The sequence below is a fragment of the Klebsiella sp. CD33 genome (genome assembly GCF_051992865.1).
Lineage (GTDB): Bacteria > Pseudomonadota > Gammaproteobacteria > Enterobacterales > Enterobacteriaceae > Klebsiella > Klebsiella pneumoniae.
In genome coordinates, this window is record NZ_CP197023.1 from 3,016,287 (window position 1) to 3,037,216 (window position 20,930).

At 58.5% G+C, this 20,930-nt stretch carries 18 protein-coding genes; 10 read left to right on the plus strand and 8 right to left on the minus strand.

Features of this window, described 5'->3' with window-relative positions; genetic code table 11:
* Positions 1-84 precede the first annotated feature (84 nt).
* Positions 85-1,428: an NADP-specific glutamate dehydrogenase gene (gdhA, locus tag ACR809_RS14995; protein ID WP_004176526.1), complete on the plus strand. Its 1,344-nt coding sequence runs from the start codon at positions 85-87 to the stop codon at positions 1,426-1,428.
* 43 nt (positions 1,429-1,471) lie between these two features.
* On the opposite strand, the gene ACR809_RS15000 is transcribed toward gdhA, so the two are convergent.
* From ACR809_RS15000 to selD, 3 genes are all read right to left on the minus strand, one after another.
* Entirely contained in the window at positions 1,472-2,452 is a 981-nt protein-coding gene (locus ACR809_RS15000; protein WP_032419856.1) for an NAD(P)H-quinone oxidoreductase, read from the minus strand.
* A 179-nt stretch (positions 2,453-2,631) separates the two neighbouring features.
* A complete protein-coding gene (locus ACR809_RS15005) occupies positions 2,632-4,578 on the minus strand; it encodes a DNA topoisomerase III (RefSeq protein ID WP_032414799.1) in 1,947 nt (648 codons plus the stop codon).
* A gap of 4 nt (positions 4,579-4,582) precedes the next feature.
* Entirely contained in the window at positions 4,583-5,626 is a 1,044-nt protein-coding gene (gene selD, locus ACR809_RS15010) for a selenide, water dikinase SelD (RefSeq protein ID WP_004176528.1), read from the minus strand.
* A gap of 225 nt (positions 5,627-5,851) precedes the next feature.
* Here selD and phoC point away from each other — a divergent pair, with 225 nt between their 5' ends.
* Positions 5,852-6,598, plus strand: a complete 747-nt coding sequence (gene phoC / locus ACR809_RS15015) for an acid phosphatase PhoC (RefSeq protein ID WP_122051400.1) — start codon at positions 5,852-5,854, stop codon at positions 6,596-6,598.
* A 736-nt stretch (positions 6,599-7,334) separates the two neighbouring features.
* Here phoC and ACR809_RS15020 read toward each other — a convergent pair.
* Positions 7,335-7,886 carry an NAD(P)H nitroreductase gene (locus tag ACR809_RS15020; RefSeq protein ID WP_004176531.1) on the minus strand — a complete coding sequence of 184 codons (552 nt, stop codon included), beginning with the start codon at positions 7,884-7,886 and terminating at the stop codon, positions 7,335-7,337.
* 165 nt (positions 7,887-8,051) lie between these two features.
* On the opposite strand from ACR809_RS15020, the gene sppA reads away from it, so the two are divergent.
* The 5 genes from sppA (at position 8,052) to yajD (ending at position 13,643) form a co-directional block, all read left to right on the plus strand.
* Positions 8,052-9,905, plus strand: coding sequence for a signal peptide peptidase SppA (gene sppA / locus ACR809_RS15025; RefSeq protein ID WP_004140411.1), 1,854 nt, complete (start codon positions 8,052-8,054; stop codon positions 9,903-9,905).
* A gap of 138 nt (positions 9,906-10,043) precedes the next feature.
* Positions 10,044-11,063: an asparaginase gene (gene ansA / locus ACR809_RS15030; protein ID WP_004176535.1), complete on the plus strand. Its 1,020-nt coding sequence runs from the start codon at positions 10,044-10,046 to the stop codon at positions 11,061-11,063.
* A 9-nt stretch (positions 11,064-11,072) separates the two neighbouring features.
* On the plus strand, positions 11,073-11,714 hold the full coding sequence (gene pncA / locus ACR809_RS15035; RefSeq protein ID WP_023312962.1) for a bifunctional nicotinamidase/pyrazinamidase: 642 nt from the start codon (positions 11,073-11,075) through the stop codon (positions 11,712-11,714).
* Positions 11,715-11,884: 170 nt separating this feature from the next.
* Positions 11,885-13,138, plus strand: coding sequence for a glycoside hydrolase family 18 protein (locus ACR809_RS15040; RefSeq protein ID WP_122051401.1), 1,254 nt, complete (start codon positions 11,885-11,887; stop codon positions 13,136-13,138).
* 160 nt (positions 13,139-13,298) lie between these two features.
* Positions 13,299-13,643 (plus strand): HNH nuclease YajD, encoded by a 345-nt coding sequence (gene yajD / locus ACR809_RS15045; RefSeq protein ID WP_002901254.1) that lies wholly within the window; start codon positions 13,299-13,301, stop codon positions 13,641-13,643.
* Between the two features lie 94 nt (positions 13,644-13,737).
* Here the strand turns inward: yajD and ACR809_RS15050 are convergent, their stop codons facing one another.
* Both ACR809_RS15050 and msrB read right to left on the minus strand, forming a co-directional pair.
* On the minus strand, positions 13,738-14,016 hold the full coding sequence (locus ACR809_RS15050) for a YeaC family protein (protein WP_002901249.1): 279 nt from the start codon (positions 14,014-14,016) through the stop codon (positions 13,738-13,740).
* A 43-nt stretch (positions 14,017-14,059) separates the two neighbouring features.
* The gene (msrB, locus tag ACR809_RS15055; protein ID WP_002901246.1) at positions 14,060-14,473 is read right to left on the minus strand and encodes a peptide-methionine (R)-S-oxide reductase MsrB; all 414 of its coding nucleotides are present in this window, start codon (positions 14,471-14,473) and stop codon (positions 14,060-14,062) included.
* A 338-nt stretch (positions 14,474-14,811) separates the two neighbouring features.
* Between msrB and gapA the strand changes: the two genes are divergently transcribed.
* Complete coding sequence (gene gapA / locus ACR809_RS15060; protein ID WP_002901243.1) at positions 14,812-15,807, plus strand: glyceraldehyde-3-phosphate dehydrogenase; 996 nt, start codon at positions 14,812-14,814, stop codon at positions 15,805-15,807.
* A 74-nt stretch (positions 15,808-15,881) separates the two neighbouring features.
* Positions 15,882-16,766 (plus strand): D-hexose-6-phosphate mutarotase, encoded by an 885-nt coding sequence (locus ACR809_RS15065; RefSeq protein ID WP_002901240.1) that lies wholly within the window; start codon positions 15,882-15,884, stop codon positions 16,764-16,766.
* Positions 16,767-16,822: 56 nt separating this feature from the next.
* Here ACR809_RS15065 and ACR809_RS15070 read toward each other — a convergent pair whose 3' ends face one another.
* A complete protein-coding gene (locus tag ACR809_RS15070) occupies positions 16,823-17,677 on the minus strand; it encodes an aldo/keto reductase (RefSeq protein WP_122051402.1) in 855 nt (284 codons plus the stop codon).
* 91 nt (positions 17,678-17,768) lie between these two features.
* Complete coding sequence (locus ACR809_RS15075; protein ID WP_002901236.1) at positions 17,769-18,515, minus strand: MipA/OmpV family protein; 747 nt, start codon at positions 18,513-18,515, stop codon at positions 17,769-17,771.
* 416 nt (positions 18,516-18,931) lie between these two features.
* On the opposite strand from ACR809_RS15075, the gene yeaG reads away from it, so the two are divergent.
* Entirely contained in the window at positions 18,932-20,866 is a 1,935-nt protein-coding gene (yeaG, locus tag ACR809_RS15080; protein ID WP_002901234.1) for a protein kinase YeaG, read from the plus strand.
* Positions 20,867-20,930 lie beyond the last annotated feature (64 nt).

The following is a 20,930-nucleotide window of genomic DNA, read 5'->3' on the forward strand; positions in this document are numbered from 1 at the left end:
GTGTTATAGTCGGAAAATCGGTTTTTTCAAGGACCGAATCATAATAAATACATGCAACCACAACCATAAGGGGAACTGATATCTATGGATCAGACGTGCACTCTGGAAGGCTTTCTCACCCGCGTTCAACAGCGCGATCCTCATCAAACCGAATTTGCTCAAGCCGTCCGGGAGGTGATGACCACCCTGTGGCCTTTCCTTGAGGAAAATCCGCGCTATCGTCAGCTTGCTTTGCTGGAACGTCTGGTGGAACCGGAGCGCGTGATCCAGTTCCGCGTGGTGTGGGTGGACGACCGCAATCAGGTCCAGGTCAACCGCGCGTGGCGCGTGCAGTTCAACTCGGCCATCGGCCCGTATAAAGGCGGGATGCGTTTTCACCCGTCGGTTAACCTGTCGATTCTCAAATTCCTTGGCTTCGAGCAGACCTTCAAAAACGCCCTGACCACTCTGCCGATGGGCGGCGGGAAAGGCGGCAGCGATTTCGATCCTAAAGGCAAGAGCGATGGCGAAGTGATGCGTTTCTGCCAGGCGCTGATGACCGAACTCTATCGCCACCTTGGCCCGGATACCGACGTACCGGCGGGCGATATCGGCGTCGGCGGTCGCGAAGTCGGCTTTATGGCCGGAATGATGCGCAAGCTCTCCAACAACAGCGCCTGCGTCTTCACCGGTAAAGGACTCTCCTTTGGCGGCAGCTTGATCCGTCCGGAAGCCACTGGTTACGGCCTGATCTACTTCACCGAAGCGATGCTCAAACGTCACGGCCTCGGCTTCGAAGGCGCTCGCGTGGCGGTCTCCGGCTCCGGCAACGTCGCGCAATACGCCATTGAGAAAGCGATGGAGCTTGGCGCGCGGGTGGTGACGGCCTCCGACTCCAACGGCACCGTCGTTGACGAAGCGGGCTTCACCAAAGAAAAACTGGCCCGCCTGATCGACATTAAAGAGCGTGCCCACGGCCGCGTGGCCGATTACGCCCGCGAATTTGGCCTCACCTATCTTGAAGGCCAGCAGCCGTGGTCAGTGCCGGTGGATATTGCCCTGCCTTGCGCGACCCAGAACGAACTGGACGTCGATGCCGCCCGCCAGCTGATTGCCAATGGCGTCAAGGCCGTGGCGGAAGGCGCCAACATGCCGACCACCATCGCCGCAACCGACCTGTTCCTGGAAGCTGGCGTGCTGTTTGCCCCGGGCAAAGCGGCCAACGCCGGCGGCGTGGCGACTTCCGGTCTGGAGATGGCGCAGAACGCCGCGCGCATGGGCTGGAAAGCGGAAAAAGTGGATGCCCGCCTGCATCACATCATGCTGGATATCCACCACGCTTGCGTGCAGTACGGCGGCGAAGCGAAGCAGACCAACTACGTGCGCGGCGCGAATATCGCCGGTTTCGTGAAGGTTGCAGATGCCATGCTGGCCCAGGGCGTGATTTAACCACCCCTAACTCCATCCCGGCGGCAGCCCGCCGGGATGCGTCTCACGACGTCATCGTGATCACCACTTTCCCCAGATGCTGACCACTGTCCAGACAGGCATGGGCCTCGGCAATCTCCGCCATCGGGTAGCTGGCGTAGATCAGCGGCTTGCATTTCCCTGCCTCTAGCAGCGGCCAGACGTGGCGGCGCAGCGCCTCGGCAATCTGTTGTTTCTCCGCCGCCGTCCGGCCGCGCATGGTCGAGCCGGTGACGGTGGCTCGCTTGAGCATCAGAGTCTGAATATCAACCTCATGAGCGATTCGCCCGCCCATAAAGCCGATGATGACCAGTCGTCCATCCTTTTTCAGTAGCCCAAGGTTGCGGTTAAAGTAAGGGCCGCCAACAATATCCAGAATGACGTCCACCCCTTCATCGTTGGTCAGCTGGCCGATTTTCTCGGCAAAATCATCGGTTTTGTAGTTAATCGCCGTAGCATAGGGACGTAGCGCAGCAATTTTTTCGTCCTGGCCGACGGTGGCATAGACGGTCATCCCCAGCGCGTGGCACAGCTGGACCGCGGTGGTGCCAATCCCGCTGGCGCCGCCGTGGACCAGAATGCTTTCGCCAGGCTGCAGCTTACCCAGCTGGAAGACGTTCGCCCAGACGGTGAAGAAGGTTTCCGGAATGGCGGCCGCTTCGCTAAAGCTGAGGCCCGCCGGGATCGGCAACGTCTGGCCTGCCGGCACGGCGCAGTATTCGGCATAGCCGCCGCCGTTGGTCAGCGCGCAAACGCGATCGCCGGGCGTAAACGCTGTGACCTGCGCGCCGACCTTAACAACCACGCCCGCCACCTCGAGGCCGGGCACGGGGGTGACGCCCTCAGGCATGGGATACAGACCCTGGCGCTGCAGAATATCCGGCCGGTTGACGCCCGCCGCCTTCACCTCAATGAGCACCTCATGCTCCCCGATGGTGGGAATCTCCCCTTCGCGGATCTGCAATACCTCCGGGCCGCCCGGTTGGCTGATAGCAATATATTTCACGGGTCCTCCTTATCGCCTGTGAGAGAAATGGGGCATCGGCCTCAGGAAAAGCGCAGCGGGCATCCCCTGCTCAGGGGCCCCGCGTCCAGGCTCTTCCCGGCTGTTTAGTGTAGACCATTGGCCTGACTGGCGGAGAAGCGGTGGCCGCGGGATAACGCATCCTCGCGACCACCGGCGGGTTACTGCGGCGGCGGCGCGGTATCGTCTGCCGCTTTTTTGCCTTTCGGCTTCCCTTTACCTTTGCTGAACGACTTCTTCGCCCCGCCCGGCGCCACCAGGCCGCGGAACTGACGCACCGGCGTGCTGCGCGCCTGATCGATCAGTTGATACAGCGTCCCCACCAGCGGCTGCATAAAGTCCTGATAGCGGCACTGTTTCTCGCTGATCTGCGTCAACACCGACTCCCAGTGGGCGGTCATGTCCGGTCGCCCGGCCATCTCCGGCAGGGAATGAATGAGCGCCCTGCCGGCCTCCGAAGAGTGGATATAGCGCCCCTTTTTGCTCAGGAAACCACGCTTGAACAGCAGCTCGATAATCCCTGCGCGGGTCGCTTCCGTGCCGAGGCCGTCGGTGGCGCGGAGGATCTTCTTCAAATCTTTATCCTGCACGAAGCGGGCAATCCCGGTCATCGCCGACAGCAGCGTGGCGTCGGTAAAGTGGCGCGGCGGCTGGGTCTGACGCTCCACCACCTCGCCCCTCTCGCACAGCAGTTCATCGCCTTTGGCCACCACCGGCAGCGGCGTGCCGTCGTTCTCTTCATCGCGCTCTTTGCTGCCAAGCAGCGTCCGCCAGCCCGCCTCGGCCAGAAAACGCGCCTTGGCGACAAACTTGCCGTTGGCGATCTCAAGATCAATCTGGCATTTGCGGAACACTGCGTCAGGGCAGAACTGCATCAGATACTGGCGGGCGATCAGGGTGTACACCTTCGCTTCGTTATCGGTGAGCTTCACCTGGCTGCTGCGGGCGGTTGGGATAATCGCATGGTGCGCGTCGACCTTTTTATCATCCCAGCAGCGGTTGCGGATCTCCGGATCCACTACCGGCTGCGGCAGCAGGTCCGCCGCATGGACGGCAATCGCATTCAACACCGCATGGCGGCCAGCGAAGTGCTCTTCCGGCAGATAGCGGCTGTCCGAACGCGGATAGGTGATGAGTTTGTGGGTTTCGTACAGCTTCTGGCAGATATCCAGCACGTTCTGCGCGCTGAAGCCGAAACGTTTGGCCGCCTCAATCTGCAGCGCCGACAGCGAGAACGGCAGCGGCGCGGGTTCGGAATCGCGCTTATCGTTATAGCCGGTGACGCTTGCCGGCTGGCCTTCGATGCGCTTAACCACATGCTCGGCCAGCGGACGATGCAGCAGGCGCCCTTCTTCATCCTGGTAAGGTTCGCAGGCTTCGCTCGGCACCCAGGTGGCGACAAAACGCTCCTCCTGCGGCGTGACGATATGCGCCTTCACGTCGAAGAAATCTTTGGCGACGAAATTTTCAATCTCTTCATCGCGACGGACCACCAGGCCAAGTACCGGGGTCTGCACCCGCCCCACCGAGAGCACCCCCTGATAGCCGGCGTTGCGCCCCAGCAGGGTGTAGGCGCGGGTCATATTGATGCCGTACAGCCAGTCGGCGCGGGCCCGCGCCAGCGCCGACACGCAGAGCGGCACGAACTCGCTGTTGGCGCGCAGACGGTTGATCGCCCGCTCCACCGCCTGCGGGTTGAGATCGTTAATCAGACAGCGCTGCACCTGCTGACGCTTCTCCGGCGCCAGCTGCAGGTAGTCGAGTACTTCGTCCACCAGCAGCTGCCCTTCTCTGTCCGGGTCGCCGGCGTGGATAACCTCCTCGGCGTCGCCGAGCAGGCGCTTGATGACATTCAGCTGTTTGGTGACCGAGGGCTTTGGCTGCAGCTGCCATTTCTCCGGCACAATCGGCAGATCGTTGAGATTCCACCGGGCATAGCGGCTGTCGTAGATGTCCGGCTGCGCCTGCTCCAGCAGGTGGCCGATACACCAGGTGACCACCTGCCCGTTGCCGCACTCAATATAGCCATCGCCTTTGCGGTGCGGTTTAGGCAACACATCGGCGATAGCCCGACCGAGACTCGGTTTTTCTGCAATAAACAACCGCATCGAATCAACGGATCTCGATCATGGGTCGCCCGCCGCGGGCGGTCACCAGCTCGCCGATGGCGGCCAGCTTAATGCCGAACTCCGCCGCGGCGGCCTGAACTTCCGCCTCCGCCTCCGGGGTCACCGCCAGCAGCAGACCGCCGGAGGTCTGCGGATCGCACAGCAGATCCCGCCACTCCGTCGGCATCTCGCCCATGAGATGGCCGTAGCTGGCAAAGTTGCGCCCGGTGCCGCCCGGCACCGCGCCGGCGGCGATATAGTCCTCCACCCCCGGCAGTTTTGGGATATCGGCATAGCGCAGCTGCGCCTGCACGCCGGCCCCGCGGCACACCTCGCTGAGATGGCCGAGCAGGCCAAAGCCGGTGACGTCGGTCATCGCCTTCACCCCGTCGATGGCGGCAAACGCGGCGCCGGCGAGGTTCATCTGGCACATGGTCTCCGTCGCCAGTCCCTGATGCTCTGGCTTGAGCAGCGATTTTTTCTCTGCAGTGGTCAGTACGCCGATCCCCAGCGGTTTAGTAAGATACAGTTTGCAACCCGCCTGGGCGGTGCTGTTTTTCTTGATGCGCTCGGTGGGCACCACGCCGGTGACCGCCAGACCGAAGATCGGCTCCGGGGCGTCAATGGAGTGGCCGCCCGCCAGCGCGATCCCCGCCTGCTGGCAGGCAAAGCGCCCGCCCTCCACCACTTCGCGGGCGATTTCCGGCGCCAGGGTGTTGATCGGCCAGCCGAGGATGGCAATCGCCATAATCGGTTTCCCGCCCATAGCGAAAATATCGCTGATGGCGTTGGTGGCGGCGATGCGGCCAAAGTCGAACGGGTTATCGACAATCGGCATAAAGAAATCGGTGGTGCTGACGATCGAGGTGCCATTACCGAGATCGTAAACGGCGGCATCATCGCTGGTTTCGTTGCCGACAAGCAGGTTTGGGTCGACAAACTTCGCCTGCTCGCTATGCAGGATAGTTTCCAGCACTTTCGGGGAAATTTTACAACCACAACCGGCTCCGTGGCTGTATTGCGTTAAACGAATGGCTTGCTCGCTCATGGACATCTCCTGTCATTGCAATCCCGCTATGTTAGCGCCCAAACGCCAGGGTGGTAAGTACGACAGTCTGAAATCGCGTATGGTTGCTCATTAAGCAGACAAAAAGCCGTTTTTGCGAGACACGGCAATTTTTTCCCGACCATTTTCACTTTTACTTAAAGATGACAGAAATGTGACAGCACAGGACTGTCTTCTCTGGAATGATTATGACGTAAGGAAATTCTAATGAAAAAGCGTGTTCTTGCCCTTTGCCTGGCCAGTTTCTTCTCCGTTGACGCCTTTGCTCTGGTTCCCCCCGGGAACGATGTCACCACCAAGCCCGATCTCTACTATCTGACCAATGCCCAGGCCATCGACAGCCTGGCGCTGTTGCCACCACCGCCGGCGGTGGGCAGTATCGCATTTTTAAACGATCAGGCGATGTATGAGCAAGGACGTCTGCTGCGCAATACCGAGCGCGGGAAGCTGGCGGCAGAGGATGCCAACCTCAGCGCGGGCGGCGTAGCCAACGCCTTCTCCAGCGCCTTTGGTTCGCCGATCACCGAGAAAGACGCGCCGCAGCTTCACAAACTGCTGACCAATATGATTGAAGACGCCGGCGACCTGGCGACCCGCAGCGCGAAAGAGAAATACATGCGCATTCGCCCGTTTGCGTTCTATGGCGTCTCCACCTGCAACACCACCGAACAGGACAAGCTGGCGAAAAACGGCTCTTACCCGTCCGGGCATACCTCTATCGGCTGGGCCACCGCCCTGGTGCTGGCGGAGATCAACCCGCAGCGGCAAAACGAAATTTTGAAGCGCGGCTATGAGCTCGGCGAGAGCCGGGTGATCTGCGGCTATCACTGGCAGAGCGATGTCGATGCGGCGCGCATCGTCGGCTCCGCGGTGGTCGCTACGCTGCACACCAACCCGGCCTTCCAGCAGCAGTTGCAGAAAGCCAAAGATGAATTCGCGAAAAGGCAGAAGTAACGTCATCGCCGTTGCATTCCCGGATGCGGCGCCTGGCGCGCTTTGTCCGGGCTACAAAAACCGCGATTGATTCGAATGGTAGGGGGTGTAGGCCGGGTAAGGCGCGAGCCGCCACCCGGCATAGATGCGGCTCCGAGCCTGCTGCCATCGCCCGGCGGCGCTGCGCTTGCGCGGCCAGCCGGACGGTTCCCTCTCCCTCCGGGAGAGGGCCAGGGTGAGGGGAAGCACTGCAGTGTGGTTGTTTATGTTATCTGTGGCTTCAGCGTAGTTTGCGCTCCCGGTTAATCGTCTGCGTTATATCACTCATGGCGCCGGGAGCGCATAGGGGGCGGCCAGTCGCCGCCGCCCCCTGTACCCCCGGGCTCCGGCCAGCAAAATCGCCGCTGCGCGGTCCCTTCGACTTATCCCTGCAGGCTTCGGGTCGGGCCGAGGCAGCGTCCGTGCAAAACACGGCCCTCAGCCCGCATCCATGCGGGCTGCCCCGGCCTGCCGGGAACGTCTCAGCGATTTTGAGGCCGTCAGCACCGGCAGTTTCAGCAAGAAAAGTGAATAAATTAACGACAGGTCGTACGAACGTAGGCCGGGTAAGGCGACAGCCGCCACCCGGCACAAAATCGGCTCTGTGCCCGCTGTCCTTGCCCGGCGGCGCTGCGCTTGCGCGGGCCTACAGACAATCAGAGCCGGATGCGTTGGCCGGGTAAGGCATAAGCCGCCACCCGGCATAACACACGCGGACTCAGAATCGCGTCACAAACGGCGCGGTATCCGGCAGGGCAATGGTGGTTGAGGCTTTTAGCTGCGGCGTCCCCAGATAGAGGAAGCCGACAATTTTATCCTGTTCGCGGCACTCGAAGCCGGCCCGCACCACCGGACTCTCGGTCAATGCTCCGCTGCGCCAGATACCGTTGAATCCCTGAGCCAGGGCCGCCATCTGCATCGCCATCACCGCGCAGCCAGCGGACATTTCCTGCTCCCAGCGCGGCACCTTAGGGTGGTCTTCACAGCGCGCGACCACGGTAATAATCAGCGGCGCGCGGAACGGCGCATTGCGGGCTTTCTCAATTCCCTTCTCATCCTGGCCGGCCTCTCTGGCCCCTTTTTCCAGCAACTGGCTGAAGCGCTCGCGGCCGTCATCGGCGATAATAAAGAAGCGCCACGGCTGCAGGGTGCCATGATCCGGGGCGCGCAGCCCGGCGCGCAGAATGTTTTCCAGCTGTTCGCCCGCCGGGGCAGGTTCCGCCAGGCGGGAAGCGCTCCGGCGATTAAGCAGTAGATCGAGAGCATCCATCTGTATAACTCCTGTGATGTCATTTTTCATAAAATTAACATGCACAAGGATTTTGTTACAGCGCGGTCGGTGATTCCTGCTGACAACCGACGGCTCACTCTTTAGGATAGCCAGACGCGGCGGCCCCTGCGGCCTGCCCTTTTTAGATAACGTTAGGGAGAAGACATGCGAACCCTTTGGCGACTGATTGCCAGCTTTTTTAAATGGACGTGGCGGATACTCAACTTTATTCGCAAACTGGCCCTCAATGCGATCTTCCTGGTGCTGGTGCTGGTGTGTATCGGCATCTGGAGCCAGTTCAGCAGTACCACCAGCGAACATGCCGCGCGCGGCGCGCTGTTGCTGGATATTACCGGCGTGGTGGTGGATAAACCATCCGCCAGCAGCAAGCTCGGCGTGATTGGCCGCCAGCTGTTTGGCGCCAGCTCGGACCGTCTGCAGGAGAATTCCCTGTTCGATATCGTGCAGACCATTCGCCAGGCGAAGGATGACCGCAATATCACCGGTATTGTGCTGGATTTGAAAAACTTCGTCGGCGGCGACCAGCCATCCATGCAGTACATCGGCAAAGCGCTGCGCGAATTCCGCGATAGCGGCAAACCGGTGTATGCCGTCGGCAGCAGCTACAGCCAGGGCCAGTACTACCTGGCGAGCTTCGCCAACAAAATCTGGCTCTCGCCGCAGGGCGAGGTAGACCTGCACGGCTTCGCTACCAACGGGCTATATTACAAATCGCTGCTGGATAAGCTGAAGGTCTCCACCCATGTCTTCCGCGTCGGCACCTATAAATCCGCCGTCGAACCATTCATCCGCGATGATATGTCCCCTGCCGCCCGCGAAGCGGATAGCCGCTGGATTGGCGAACTGTGGCAGAACTACCTCAACACCATTGCCGCCAACCGCCAGATCACCGCCCAGCAGCTCTTCCCGGGCGCCCAGGGCATTATCGATGGCCTGCGTAAGGTGGGCGGCGATACGGCGAAATATGCGCTGGACAATAAGCTGGTGGATGAGCTGGCGACCTCCACGGAAGTGGAAAAGGCGCTGACCAAACAGTTTGGCTGGAGCAAAGCGGATAACAATTACCGGGCAATCAGCTATTACGACTACAACGTGAAGACGCCGTCTGACCAGGGTTCCGCCATCGCGGTAATCTTCGCCAACGGCGCCATCATGGACGGTGAAGAGACCCCGGGCAACGTCGGCGGCGACACCACCGCAGCGCAAATTCGCGATGCGCGCCTCGATCCGAAAATTAAGGCCATCGTTCTGCGCGTAAACAGCCCGGGCGGCAGCGTAACCGCTTCGGAAATCATTCGTGAAGAGCTGGCGGCAGCCAAAGCCGCCGGTAAACCGGTAGTGGTCTCGATGGGCGGCATGGCGGCGTCCGGCGGCTACTGGATCTCCACCCCAGCGGATTACATCGTGGCGAACCCAAGCACCCTCACCGGCTCCATTGGCATCTTTGGGGTGATCAACACCGTGGAAAATACCCTCGGGTCGATTGGCGTCCACACCGACGGCGTCGCCACGTCGCCGCTGGCGGATGTCTCCAGCACCAAAGCGCTGCCGCCGGAAGTGCAGCAGCTGATGCAGTTGAGCATTGAGAATGGCTATCAGCGCTTTATCACCCTGGTGGCTAACGCCCGTAAGAGCACGCCGGAGAAAATCGACCAGATCGCCCAGGGCCACGTCTGGACCGGGGAAGATGCTAAAGCCAACGGCCTGGTCGACAGCCTCGGCGACTTCGACGACGCGGTGGCCAAAGCCGCCGAGCTGGCGAAGCTGAAAACCTGGCACCTCAACTACTATCAGGAAGAGCCGACCTTCTTCTCGATGGTGCTGGACAGCCTGACCGGCTCGGTACGCGCCTCGCTGCCGGCGGCCATTCAGGCCTGGCTGCCTGCGCCGGTCGCCGCGGCGGCCGAGACGGTGAAAGCGGAGAGCGACAAGCTGGCGGCGTTTAACGACCCGCAGAATCGCTATGCCTTCTGCCTGACCTGCGCTAACATCCGTTAATACGCAGCGGCTGCCCCGTCTCCCGGGGCAGCCTTTTTCCCTCTCCTGCCAACACTGCCACAAAGCCCGCGACCGACGCTGTATTTTTTCCTGCGTCTCTTTATACTGCGCCTGTCTACGACCAACCTAAGCGATGCTATGCAAAAAAAATCGATTTACGTTGCCTACACCGGTGGGACCATCGGTATGCAGCGCTCTGAACACGGCTATGTACCCGTTTCCGGCCATCTGCAGCGTCAGCTGGCGCTGATGCCGGAGTTCCATCGTCCGGAGATGCCGGACTTCACGATCCATGAATACCATCCGCTGATGGATTCATCCGATATGACCCCCGAGGACTGGCAGCACATCGCCGACGATATCCGCAGCCATTATGAGGAGTATGATGGCTTTGTGATCCTCCACGGAACCGACACCATGGCGTTTACCGCCTCGGCGCTGTCGTTCATGCTGGAAAACCTTGGCAAGCCGGTCATTGTGACAGGGTCACAAATTCCGCTGGCCGAGCTGCGTTCCGATGGTCAGATTAACCTGCTCAACGCCCTGTACGTCGCCGCCAACTATCCGATTAACGAAGTGGCACTGTTCTTCAACAATCGACTGTTCCGCGGCAACCGCACCACCAAAGCCCATGCCGACGGCTTCGACGCTTTCGCCTCGCCAAACCTTGCCCCGCTGCTGGAGGCCGGGATCCATATTCGCCGTCTCGGAACTCCGCCGGCGCCGCAGGGCAGCGGAGAGCTTATCGTGCACCCCATCACTCCGCAGCCGATTGGCGTGGTGACGATTTACCCCGGCATCTCCGCCGACGTGGTGCGTAATTTTCTGCGCCAACCGGTGAAAGCGCTGATCCTCCGCTCCTATGGCGTCGGCAATGCCCCACAGAATGGCGAGTTTATTCAGGTGCTGGCGGAAGCCAGCCAGCGCGGTATTGTGGTGGTCAATCTGACGCAGTGCATGTCTGGAAAGGTGAACATGGGCGGCTATGCCACCGGCAACGCCCTCGCCCAGGCGGGGGTCATCAGTGGTTTCGATATGACGGTGGAAGCGACGCTGACCAAGCTACACTATCTGCTTAGCCAGCAGCTGGACGTTGACGCCATTCGCGCGGCGATGCAGCAAAATCTGCGTGGCGAACTCACCCCCGACGAGGCTTAAGGAGGACGTATGGCACATCGAGCGCTGTTACTGGTTGATTTGCAGAACGACTTTTGCGCCGGCGGCGCGCTGGCGGTTCCTGAAGGCGACAGTACCGTCGACGTAGCCAATGCGCTTATCGACTGGAGCCTGGCGCGCGGCGAGCCCATCGTCGCCAGCCAGGACTGGCATCCGGCGGATCACGGCAGTTTCGCCAGCCAGCACCAGGTGGAACCCTACACCGAGGGCGAGCTGGACGGCCTGGCGCAAACTTTCTGGCCGGATCACTGCGTGCAGCACAGCGAAGGCGCGGCGCTGCATCCGCTGCTCAAGCAGCAGGCGATCGCCGCTGTGTTCCACAAAGGGCAAAGCCGGAGCATCGACAGCTATAGCGCTTTCTTTGACAACGGTCACCGGCAGAAAACCGAACTGGACGGCTGGCTGCGTGGTCAGGGGATCGTGGAGCTGACCGTTCTCGGCCTCGCCACCGATTACTGCGTTAAGTTCACCGTGCTGGATGCCCTGGCGCTGGGCTACGCGGTCAACGTCATCACCGACGGCTGTCGCGGCGTAAATCTACAGCCGCAGGACAGCAGCCAGGCGTTTATGGAGATGGCCGCCGCGGGCGCCACGCTCTATACCCTCGACGACTGGCGGGAAACTCAGGCCTGATCCCTCCCCCCCGGCGCCCCCGCGCCGGGTCTTCTTCTGCCGCCTCGCTATTGTCCATAAATTGAACTCTCTCGCAGTTTCAACAGGTTATTGCTGCTAGTCTGGCAAGGCTGTTTTTTCGCCACGCCATTTCCGTGGCGTGGTTATTTTTATGTCAAAGAGGAACCACTATGAAACGTTTGCCCTTGCTGGCAGCCTTGCCCTTGCTTTGCGCTTCCGCGCTCTCTGCCCAACCGCTGATGTCCGTCGGCTATTTTAACGGCGGCGGCGACGTCACCGCCGGGCCGGGCGGTGATATCGATAAGCTGGACGTCCGGCAGATCACCCATCTCAACTACTCGTTTGGCCTTATCTATAACGATGAAAAAGACGAGACCAATGCGGCCCTGAAGGATCCTGCTCATCTGCACGAGATCTGGCTGTCGCCGAAGGTGCAGGCGGATCTGCAAAAGCTCCCCGCCCTGCGTAAACAGAATCCGGACCTCAAAGTCCTGCTGTCGGTCGGCGGCTGGGGCGCGCGTGGTTTCTCCGGCGCGGCGGCGACCGCAGAAAGTCGCGCCGTCTTTATTCGTTCCGCGCAGAAAATCATCCAGCAATATGGTCTGGACGGCATTGACCTCGACTGGGAGTTTCCGGTCAACGGCGCCTGGGGACTGGTGGCCAGCCAGCCGGCTGACCGCGACAACTTCACTGCCCTGCTGAAATCGCTGCGTGAGGCAGTCGGTGAGCAAAAGCTGGTGACTATCGCCGTAGGCGCCAATGCCGAGAGCCCGAAAAGCTGGGTGGACGTCAAAGCGGTGGCCCTAGTGCTGAACTACATCAACCTGATGACCTACGACATGGCCTACGGCACGCAGTACTTCAACTCGAATCTGTATGACTCCAGCCACTGGCCGACGGTCGCCGCAGCGGATAAATACAGCGCCGATTTTGTGGTCAACAATTACCTGGCCGCCGGGCTTAAACCCAGCCAGATGAACCTCGGGATTGGTTTTTATGGCCGGGTACCGAAACGGGCGGTCGAGCCGGGGATTGACTGGACGAAAGCGGATGCGCAAAACAATCCGGTCACCCAGCCCTATTTTGGGCCACAACAGATCGCGCTGTTTGCCTCGCTGGGCTATGACCTGAGCAAAGACACCTACGTGAAATACAATGATATCGTGGGCAAACTGCTCAACGATCCGCAAAAGCGTTTTACCGAGCACTGGGACGATGAGGCGAAGGTTCCGTGGCTGTCGGTGCAGTCCGCGGAGGGTAAGTCGCTGTTCGCCCTCTCCTATGAGAACCCGCGCTCGGTAGCCATTAAGGCGGACTATATCAAGGCGAAGGGCCTCGCCGGGGCCATGTTCTGGGAATATGGCGCCGATGACCAGAATCAGCTGGCCCGTCAGCTGGCGGAATCGCTGGGGATCAAACACTAATCATGGCTGTTCCGCCGCATCGTCGGCACCGGGAGGCGTGACGCAGGCAGCATCGCCTGCAATGCAGGTATATCGCGCCGCCCGGGATAGGTTATGATGCCTGTTATCCGCTGCGCCAGGGGCTGGCGCAGCTTAACCGTTTGACAGGAGGCAGGGGGCCATGGCCTATATCCCCAAAAATTACGCACGTCTGGAAGTGGGTTACCGCGAAAAGGCGCTCAAGCTTTTTCCCTGGGTGTGCGGACGCTGCTCACGGGAGTTTGTCTACTCCAATCTGCGCGAGCTGACGGTGCACCACATCGATCACGACCACTCCAATAACCCGGAAGATGGCAGCAACTGGGAGATGTTGTGCCTGTACTGTCACGATCACGAACATTCCAAGTACACCGAAGCCGATCAGTATGGCTCCACGGTGGTGGCAGGGGAAGATGCGCAAAAGAGCGTCGGCGAGGCCACTTACAACCCGTTTGCCGATCTGAAAGCGATGATGAACAAAAAGTAAGCGAAGCGGCTGACCGCCGGACGCGGTCATTCAACATGACGCCATCCGGCGCGCGGTTACCCGACGCCGGAACGTCTCACCGCCGGCCGGCGGTTTATTGCAGTTTAACGGTGGCGATCGGCTTCGGCACGATGCCAAAATCCTCTTTCAGCTGCTGTTTGCTCTTCATTACCATCTGCCCGCTGGTGTCGATGGTCATGTGCTGGGCGTCGGTGTTATACCGGGCCTGCCAGAGCATCACCAGCTGCAGGCTATTTTCCTTCTGCTCCGGCGTCAGCGCGACGCCATCCGGCCATTTTCCCAGCTCTACCGCCGTCGCCAGACGCTGATACACTTCCGGCGTCATACTGTCGATAATTTGCTCAATATCCATCTTCCGCTCACCTCCGCCTGGAATAATTTGCTGAATCGTTTCTTCAACCCTTGATTTGCTCGCCATTTTGCTCATCGGTGAAGCTCAGCGATGCCGAGTTGACACAATAGCGCTCGCCGGTCGGCTGCGGACCATCCGGAAACACGTGGCCGAGATGGGCATCACAGTTTCCGCAACGGATCTCAATGCGCTGCATGCCGTGCGAATTGTCGGTCAGATAGCGAATGGCCTCCGCGCTTACCGGCTCGTAGAAGCTCGGCCAGCCGCAGCCGGAGTCGTATTTAGTCTGGGAGTTAAACAGCGGCGCATCGCACACCAGGCAGTGGTACACGCCATTTTTCTTGTTGTGCAACAGCCGTCCGGTGAAAGGCGGTTCGGTGCCATGATGCTGCGTCACGTAAAACTGCATTTCGCTCAAGCCATTTTTCAGCTCTTCCGGGGTGGGTTTATTCGCCATGGGCTTACATCTCGCTTTGCAATGGACTACTTTCGCTCCAATTCTAACAAAACATTAACAATGAAGCGTACACTTTTGTTCTAAACTTATCCGGTGCCCACAGGCAGCCAGATAATTGTGACTTAAATCACGTTTTTATCTTAAATGCCCTTTAAAATTCCGCGCGCAGCCCCCATATGGAATTGGGCTCAAAGGGAAAGTGAGGCAAATCAATCGCGCAAAGGTCTGCTCAGGATTGATTTGTCGCAATGATTGACACGATTCCGCTTGACGCTGCGTAAGGTTTTTGTAATTTTACAGGCAACCTTTTATTCACTAACAAATAGCTGGTGGAATATATGACTATCAAAGTAGGTATCAACGGTTTTGGCCGTATCGGTCGCATTGTTTTCCGTGCTGCTCAGAAACGTTCTGACATCGAGATCGTTGCAATCAACGACCTGTTAGACGCAGAGTACATGGCTTACATGCTGAAGTATGACTCCACTCACGGTCGTTTCGACGGTACCGTTGAAGTGAAAGACGGTCATCTGGTCGTTAACGGTAAAAAAATCCGTGTTACCGCTGAACGTGACCCGGCTAACCTGAAGTGGGACGAAGTTGGTGTTGACGTTGTTGCTGAAGCAACCGGTATCTTCCTGACCGACGAAACCGCTCGTAAACACATCACCGCTGGCGCGAAAAAAGTCGTTCTGACTGGCCCGTCCAAAGACAACACTCCGATGTTCGTTCGCGGCGCTAACTTCGACGCTTACGCTGGCCAGGACATCGTTTCCAACGCTTCCTGCACCACCAACTGCCTGGCGCCGCTGGCTAAAGTTATCAACGACAACTTCGGTATCGTTGAAGGCCTGATGACCACCGTTCACGCTACCACCGCTACTCAGAAAACCGTTGATGGCCCGTCTCACAAAGACTGGCGCGGCGGCCGCGGCGCAGCTCAGAACATCATCCCGTCCTCTACCGGCGCTGCTAAAGCAGTAGGTAAAGTACTGCCAGAACTGAACGGCAAACTGACCGGTATGGCGTTCCGCGTTCCGACTCCGAACGTATCTGTTGTTGACCTGACCGTTCGTCTGGAAAAAGCTGCGTCCTACGAAGAAATCAAGAAAGCCATCAAAGCCGCTTCTGAAGGCGCTATGAAAGGCGTTCTGGGTTACACCGAAGACGACGTTGTTTCTACCGACTTCAACGGCGAAGTTTGCACTTCCGTGTTCGATGCTAAAGCGGGTATCGCACTGAACGACAACTTCGTGAAACTGGTTTCCTGGTACGACAACGAAACCGGCTACTCCAACAAAGTTCTGGATCTGATTGCCCACATCTCCAAATAAGTTGAGATGAAAAAGTAATCTGTAAGAGCGACTTCGGTCGCTCTTTTTTTTGTCTGCAGAGATAGGATTGCACAATGATAAATAAAATTTTTGCTCTCCCGGTGAATGAAACCATTTCTCCCGTGATCTCCCGTCGCCAGCTGGACGACCTGGAGCTGATTGTCATCGACCATCCGCAGGTGAAAGCCTCTGTGGCGCTGCAGGGGGCGCACCTGCTCTCCTGGAAACCCGCCGGTGAAGAAGAAGTTCTGTGGCTGAGCAACAACACCCCGTTTAAACAGGGCGTCGCCCTGCGCGGCGGCGTGCCGATTTGCTGGCCCTGGTTTGGTCCTTCTGCGCAGCAAGGTCTGCCGTCGCACGGCTTTGCCCGCAATCTGCCATGGACCCTGGAAGGTCATGACGAAGACGACAGCGGCGTAATGTTGACCTTTGCGCTCCAGCACAGCGCTGAAACCATGAAGCTCTGGCCGCACGAGTTCACCCTCTATGCCCGCTTTAAGCTGGGTAAGACCTGTGAAATCGAGCTGGAAGCCCACGGTGAATTCGAGACCACCTCTGCCCTGCACAGCTATTTCAACGTCGGCGATATCGCGGCGGTGAAGGTGAGCGGTCTTGGCGAGCGCTATATCGATAAAGTGAACAATGCCGAAGAAGGCGTTCTGAGCAACGGCGTGCAGACCTTCCCTGACCGCACCGATCGCGTCTATCTCAACGCCGACAGCTGCAGCGTGATCCATGACGACGCGCTAAACCGCACTATCGACGTGGTGCATCATCATCAGCACAATGTGGTGGCCTGGAACCCGGGCCCGGCGCTGTCCGTCAGCATGGGCGATATGCCGGACGATGGCTACAAAACCTTCGTTTGCGTCGAAACCTGCTGCGTAACCCAGCCGCAGAAAGCCAGCGAAGAGACGCCCTCTCGCCTGGCGCAAACCATCAGCGTGAAAAAACGCTAATAGCAAAAGCCCCGTTGGTAACGGGGCTTTTGTTTTTCTTTGCCGTGAACGATGGGTTAAACCATATCCAGCCGGGTTTTTCGCTGCGGCGGCGGATAGAGGCGGTCCAGGTGCGCGAGCTCTTCCCCACTAAGGACGATGTCGAGCGCTGCGGCATTCTGCACCACATGCTCAATACTGGCCGCTTTCGGGATCGCCAGCACTCCCGGATGACGAATCACCCAAGCGAGCAGCAGTTGCGCTACCGTAATCCCCCGCGCGTTAGCCATATTAATGATATCGCTATGCTGAAAAAGTCCATCGCGTAAGCGCCCCGCCTGCGCCAGCGGGCAGTAGGCCATCACCGGCAGACTGTGCTGCTGGCACCAGGGCAGGAGATCGTATTCAATGCCCCGCGATGCGAGATGGTAGAGCACCTGGTTGGTTGCACAGTGCTCGCCATCCGCCGTCCGCCACAGCGCCTGCATATCCTCGGTGTCCAGATTAGAGACGCCCCAGCGGCGGATCTTGCCCTCGGCCACCAGCCTTTCCATCGCCTCAACCGTCTCCTGCAGCGGGATATCCCCGCGCCAGTGCAGGAGATACATATCGAGATAGTCGGTCTGCAGCCGGCGCAGGCTGTTTTCACAGGCGCGGTGCATCGCCGCTTTGCCGGCATGCCAGGGATAGACTTTGGAGACCAGCACTACCCGGTCGCGCAGACCGCGGATCGCCTGGCCCACCACTTCCTCCGCCCCGCCGTCGGCGTACATTTCCGCCGTATCGATCACCGTCAGTCCATGGTCGATGCCCGCACGCAGTGCAGCCACTTCCTGCTGACGCTGCGCCGCAAGTTCGCCCATATACCAGGTGCCCAGCCCGATGGCCGGCACTGCCGCCTGCTCGCCGAAGCGTACTGTTTTTTTCACCATCTTCTCCTCCTTAAACGTATGCACCACCATAAAGCAAAACAGGGCGCAAGGCCCTGTTTTGATGCATGAAGCGCACTGTAAGAATGCACAATCAGAAGGTGTAGGTGATCCCGGTGGAGATCAGACCGCTCCAGGATTTATCCACCATCGGACTGTCGGTAATTTCATCCGACAGACGCGTGTAGCGCGCCACGCCGTAAACGCTCCAGTCACCGAGGAAGCGATAGTTAGCCGACAGTTCCAGATATGGGTTCCAGCTACTGTCCGGGTCATAGCTGCGCATGCCGCTGCGGCGCGACTCGTGCCGGGAGACACCATAGTAGTATTCGTTCTGATTGTCGCTGTTCCACTCCACGCCAATACCCGGCGTCAGCGTCAGGTTACCGTTGGTGTAACGGTACAGCCAGGCGAGATCCCAGTTAATACCGTTGCTGTTATCCAGCGTATCGCCGGCAATCGTCGTGCGCAGGAAGCCATAGGGCGTGTTGTGGACATAAGAAAGACCGGCCATCACGGTCGATTTACGTTTATCCAGTCGACGCATCTGCTCGCTGTCGCTGTCGCCCGGCTTGAAGTACATTGGCGACCAGTAGGCCGTAATCGACAGTTTATCGTTGGTGTCATTCCACAGGTAGTAACCCCCGCCCAGACCGTGGAACCAGAAGTTTTCGCTCTCATAACTAATGACCGGCACCGGATAGACATCCGCATCATATTGCTTATACGGATGCTCAACGACCCCTACGCCAGCCCCAAGAGTGAACTTCCCGTCGGCATGCGCCGCGCTGGCGGACGTCGCTATCAGCACGCCGAGTGCCAGAAGTTTGATTTTAGTCACAATCCATATTCCCGTTGTCAAATAATCAGCCCGTGCAGTGTACCGTCGTAGGTCTCATGCCTCAAATTCTTTACCCGATATGACACAAATCGTTCACTTTGCCACCCTTCTCTTACCATCCGGTGACAGCCCGATGACAAATTTGCGTCCCAACGAATCAAAAAGCGTCATGTTCAGGATGAGTTATTGATATGTCATTGAAATTGATTTTCTGCGCCATGCAAGATTTCTAAATGCATCTACGCTTAAATTTAGAAGGTGTAATTGCCGGGCACATTCACGCTACCCCACCCGCAACCTGGCATAAGGGTTGCTGGATACCAGGAGAGCGATGTTCAGCTTATGTCTTCCGGGGGCCCCCACTATTCATATGAACGGCTCTCAACCTGTGCTAAAAAACGAAAGGACGGCATGCCATGAATATATTCGATCACTATCGCCAGCGCTACGAAGCTGCCAAGGACGAAGAGTTCACACTGCAGGAGTTTCTTACCATCTGCCGGCAAGATCGCAGTGCCTATGCCAATGCGGCAGAACGTCTGTTGATGGCCATTGGTGAACCCGTCATGGTTGATACGGCTCTCGAGCCGCGGCTATCCCGTCTCTTTTCAAACCGGGTTATCGCACGCTATCCGGCATTTGAAGAGTTTTACGGTATGGAAGACGCCATTGAGCAGATCGTTTCCTACCTCAAGCATGCCGCCCAGGGGCTGGAAGAGAAGAAACAGATCCTCTATCTGCTGGGGCCGGTGGGCGGTGGTAAATCGTCGCTGGCTGAACGGCTGAAAGCGCTGATGCAGCGCGTGCCCATCTATGTGCTGAGCGCCAACGGCGAACGCAGTCCGGTCAACGATCACCCGCTGTGCCTGTTCAATCCGCAGGAAGATGCGCAGATCCTCCAGAAAGAGTATGGCATCCCGACCCGCTATCTCGGCACCATTATGTCGCCGTGGGCGGCCAAGCGCCTGCACGAGTTTGGCGGCGATATCACTAAATTCCGCGTGGTTAAAGTCTGGCCATCGATTCTCGAGCAGGTTGCCATCGCCAAAACCGAACCGGGTGATGAAAACAACCAGGATATTTCAGCGCTGGTCGGTAAGGTGGATATCCGTAAGCTGGAACACTATGCGCAGAACGACCCGGACGCCTACGGCTACTCCGGTGCGCTGTGCCGCGCCAACCAGGGGATTATGGAGTTCGTCGAGATGTTTAAAGCGCCGATTAAGGTGCTGCATCCGCTGCTGACCGCCACCCAGGAAGGTAACTATAACGGCACCGAAGGGATCTCCGCCCTGCCGTTTAACGGGATCATCCTTGCTCACTCCAACGAATCGGAATGGGTGACCTTCCGTAATAACAAGAACAATGAGGCCTTCCTCGACCGCGTCTATATCGTCAAGGTGCCTTATTGCCTGCGTATCTCCGAAGAGATCCGCATCTATGAAAAACTGCTCAACAACAGTGAGCTGACCCATGCGCCCTGCGCCCCGGGCACCCTGGAAACCCTGGCGCGCTTTTCGATTCTGTCGCGCCTGAAAGAGCCGGAGAACTCGAGCATCTACTCGAAGATGCGGGTCTATGACGGCGAAAGTCTGAAAGATACCGACCCGAAAGCGAAGTCCTATCAGGAGTATCGCGATTACGCCGGGGTTGATGAAGGGATGAACGGGCTCTCCACCCGCTTTGCCTTTAAGATCCTGTCTCGGGTATTTAACTTCGACCACGTCGAGGTGGCCGCTAACCCGGTGCATTTGTTCTATGTGCTGGAGCAGCAGATTGAGCGTGAACAGTTCCCACAGGAGCAGGCCGAGCGCTATCTGGAATTCCTCAAAGGCTATCTGATCCCGAAATACGCCGAGTTTATCGGCAAAGAGATCCAGACCGCTTATCTGGAATCCTACTCCGAGTATGGACAGAACATTTTCGATCGCTATGTCACCTACGCTGACTTCTGGATCCAGGATCAGGAATACCGCGATCCGGACACCGGGCAGCTGTTTGACCGTGAATCGTTGAATGCCGAGCTGGAGAAAATTGAGAAGCCAGCCGGGATTAGCAACCCGAAAGACTTCCGTAACGAAATCGTCAACTTTGTGCTGCGCGCCAGAGCCAACAACAGCGGACGTAATCCGAACTGGACCAGCTATGAGAAACTGCGCACGGTTATTGAGAAGAAAATGTTCTCCAATACCGAAGAGCTGTTGCCGGTCATTTCGTTTAATGCCAAAACCTCAACCGATGAGCAGAAAAAACACGACGACTTTGTCGACCGCATGATGGAGAAAGGCTACACCCGCAAACAGGTTCGCCTGCTGTGCGAGTGGTACCTGCGGGTTCGTAAATCGTCCTGATGCGTCCAACCCGGCGGCACGCCGCCGGGTCAACTGCAGCTGAATGATGATAAGTAAAGTTGGC

Coding starts and splice junctions, on each gene's coding strand:
- gdhA (WP_004176526.1), top strand. CDS start 85: ATGGATCAGACGTGCACTCTGGAAGGCTTTCTCACCCGCGTTCAACAG.
- ACR809_RS15005 (WP_032414799.1), bottom strand. CDS start 4,578: ATGCGGTTGTTTATTGCAGAAAAACCGAGTCTCGGTCGGGCTATCGCC.
- selD (WP_004176528.1), bottom strand. CDS start 5,626: ATGAGCGAGCAAGCCATTCGTTTAACGCAATACAGCCACGGAGCCGGT.
- phoC (WP_122051400.1), top strand. CDS start 5,852: ATGAAAAAGCGTGTTCTTGCCCTTTGCCTGGCCAGTTTCTTCTCCGTT.
- ACR809_RS15020 (WP_004176531.1), bottom strand. CDS start 7,886: ATGGATGCTCTCGATCTACTGCTTAATCGCCGGAGCGCTTCCCGCCTG.
- sppA (WP_004140411.1), top strand. CDS start 8,052: ATGCGAACCCTTTGGCGACTGATTGCCAGCTTTTTTAAATGGACGTGG.
- ansA (WP_004176535.1), top strand. CDS start 10,044: ATGCAAAAAAAATCGATTTACGTTGCCTACACCGGTGGGACCATCGGT.
- pncA (WP_023312962.1), top strand. CDS start 11,073: ATGGCACATCGAGCGCTGTTACTGGTTGATTTGCAGAACGACTTTTGC.
- ACR809_RS15040 (WP_122051401.1), top strand. CDS start 11,885: ATGAAACGTTTGCCCTTGCTGGCAGCCTTGCCCTTGCTTTGCGCTTCC.
- yajD (WP_002901254.1), top strand. CDS start 13,299: ATGGCCTATATCCCCAAAAATTACGCACGTCTGGAAGTGGGTTACCGC.
- ACR809_RS15050 (WP_002901249.1), bottom strand. CDS start 14,016: ATGGATATTGAGCAAATTATCGACAGTATGACGCCGGAAGTGTATCAG.
- msrB (WP_002901246.1), bottom strand. CDS start 14,473: ATGGCGAATAAACCCACCCCGGAAGAGCTGAAAAATGGCTTGAGCGAA.
- gapA (WP_002901243.1), top strand. CDS start 14,812: ATGACTATCAAAGTAGGTATCAACGGTTTTGGCCGTATCGGTCGCATT.
- ACR809_RS15065 (WP_002901240.1), top strand. CDS start 15,882: ATGATAAATAAAATTTTTGCTCTCCCGGTGAATGAAACCATTTCTCCC.
- ACR809_RS15070 (WP_122051402.1), bottom strand. CDS start 17,677: ATGGTGAAAAAAACAGTACGCTTCGGCGAGCAGGCGGCAGTGCCGGCC.
- yeaG (WP_002901234.1), top strand. CDS start 18,932: ATGAATATATTCGATCACTATCGCCAGCGCTACGAAGCTGCCAAGGAC.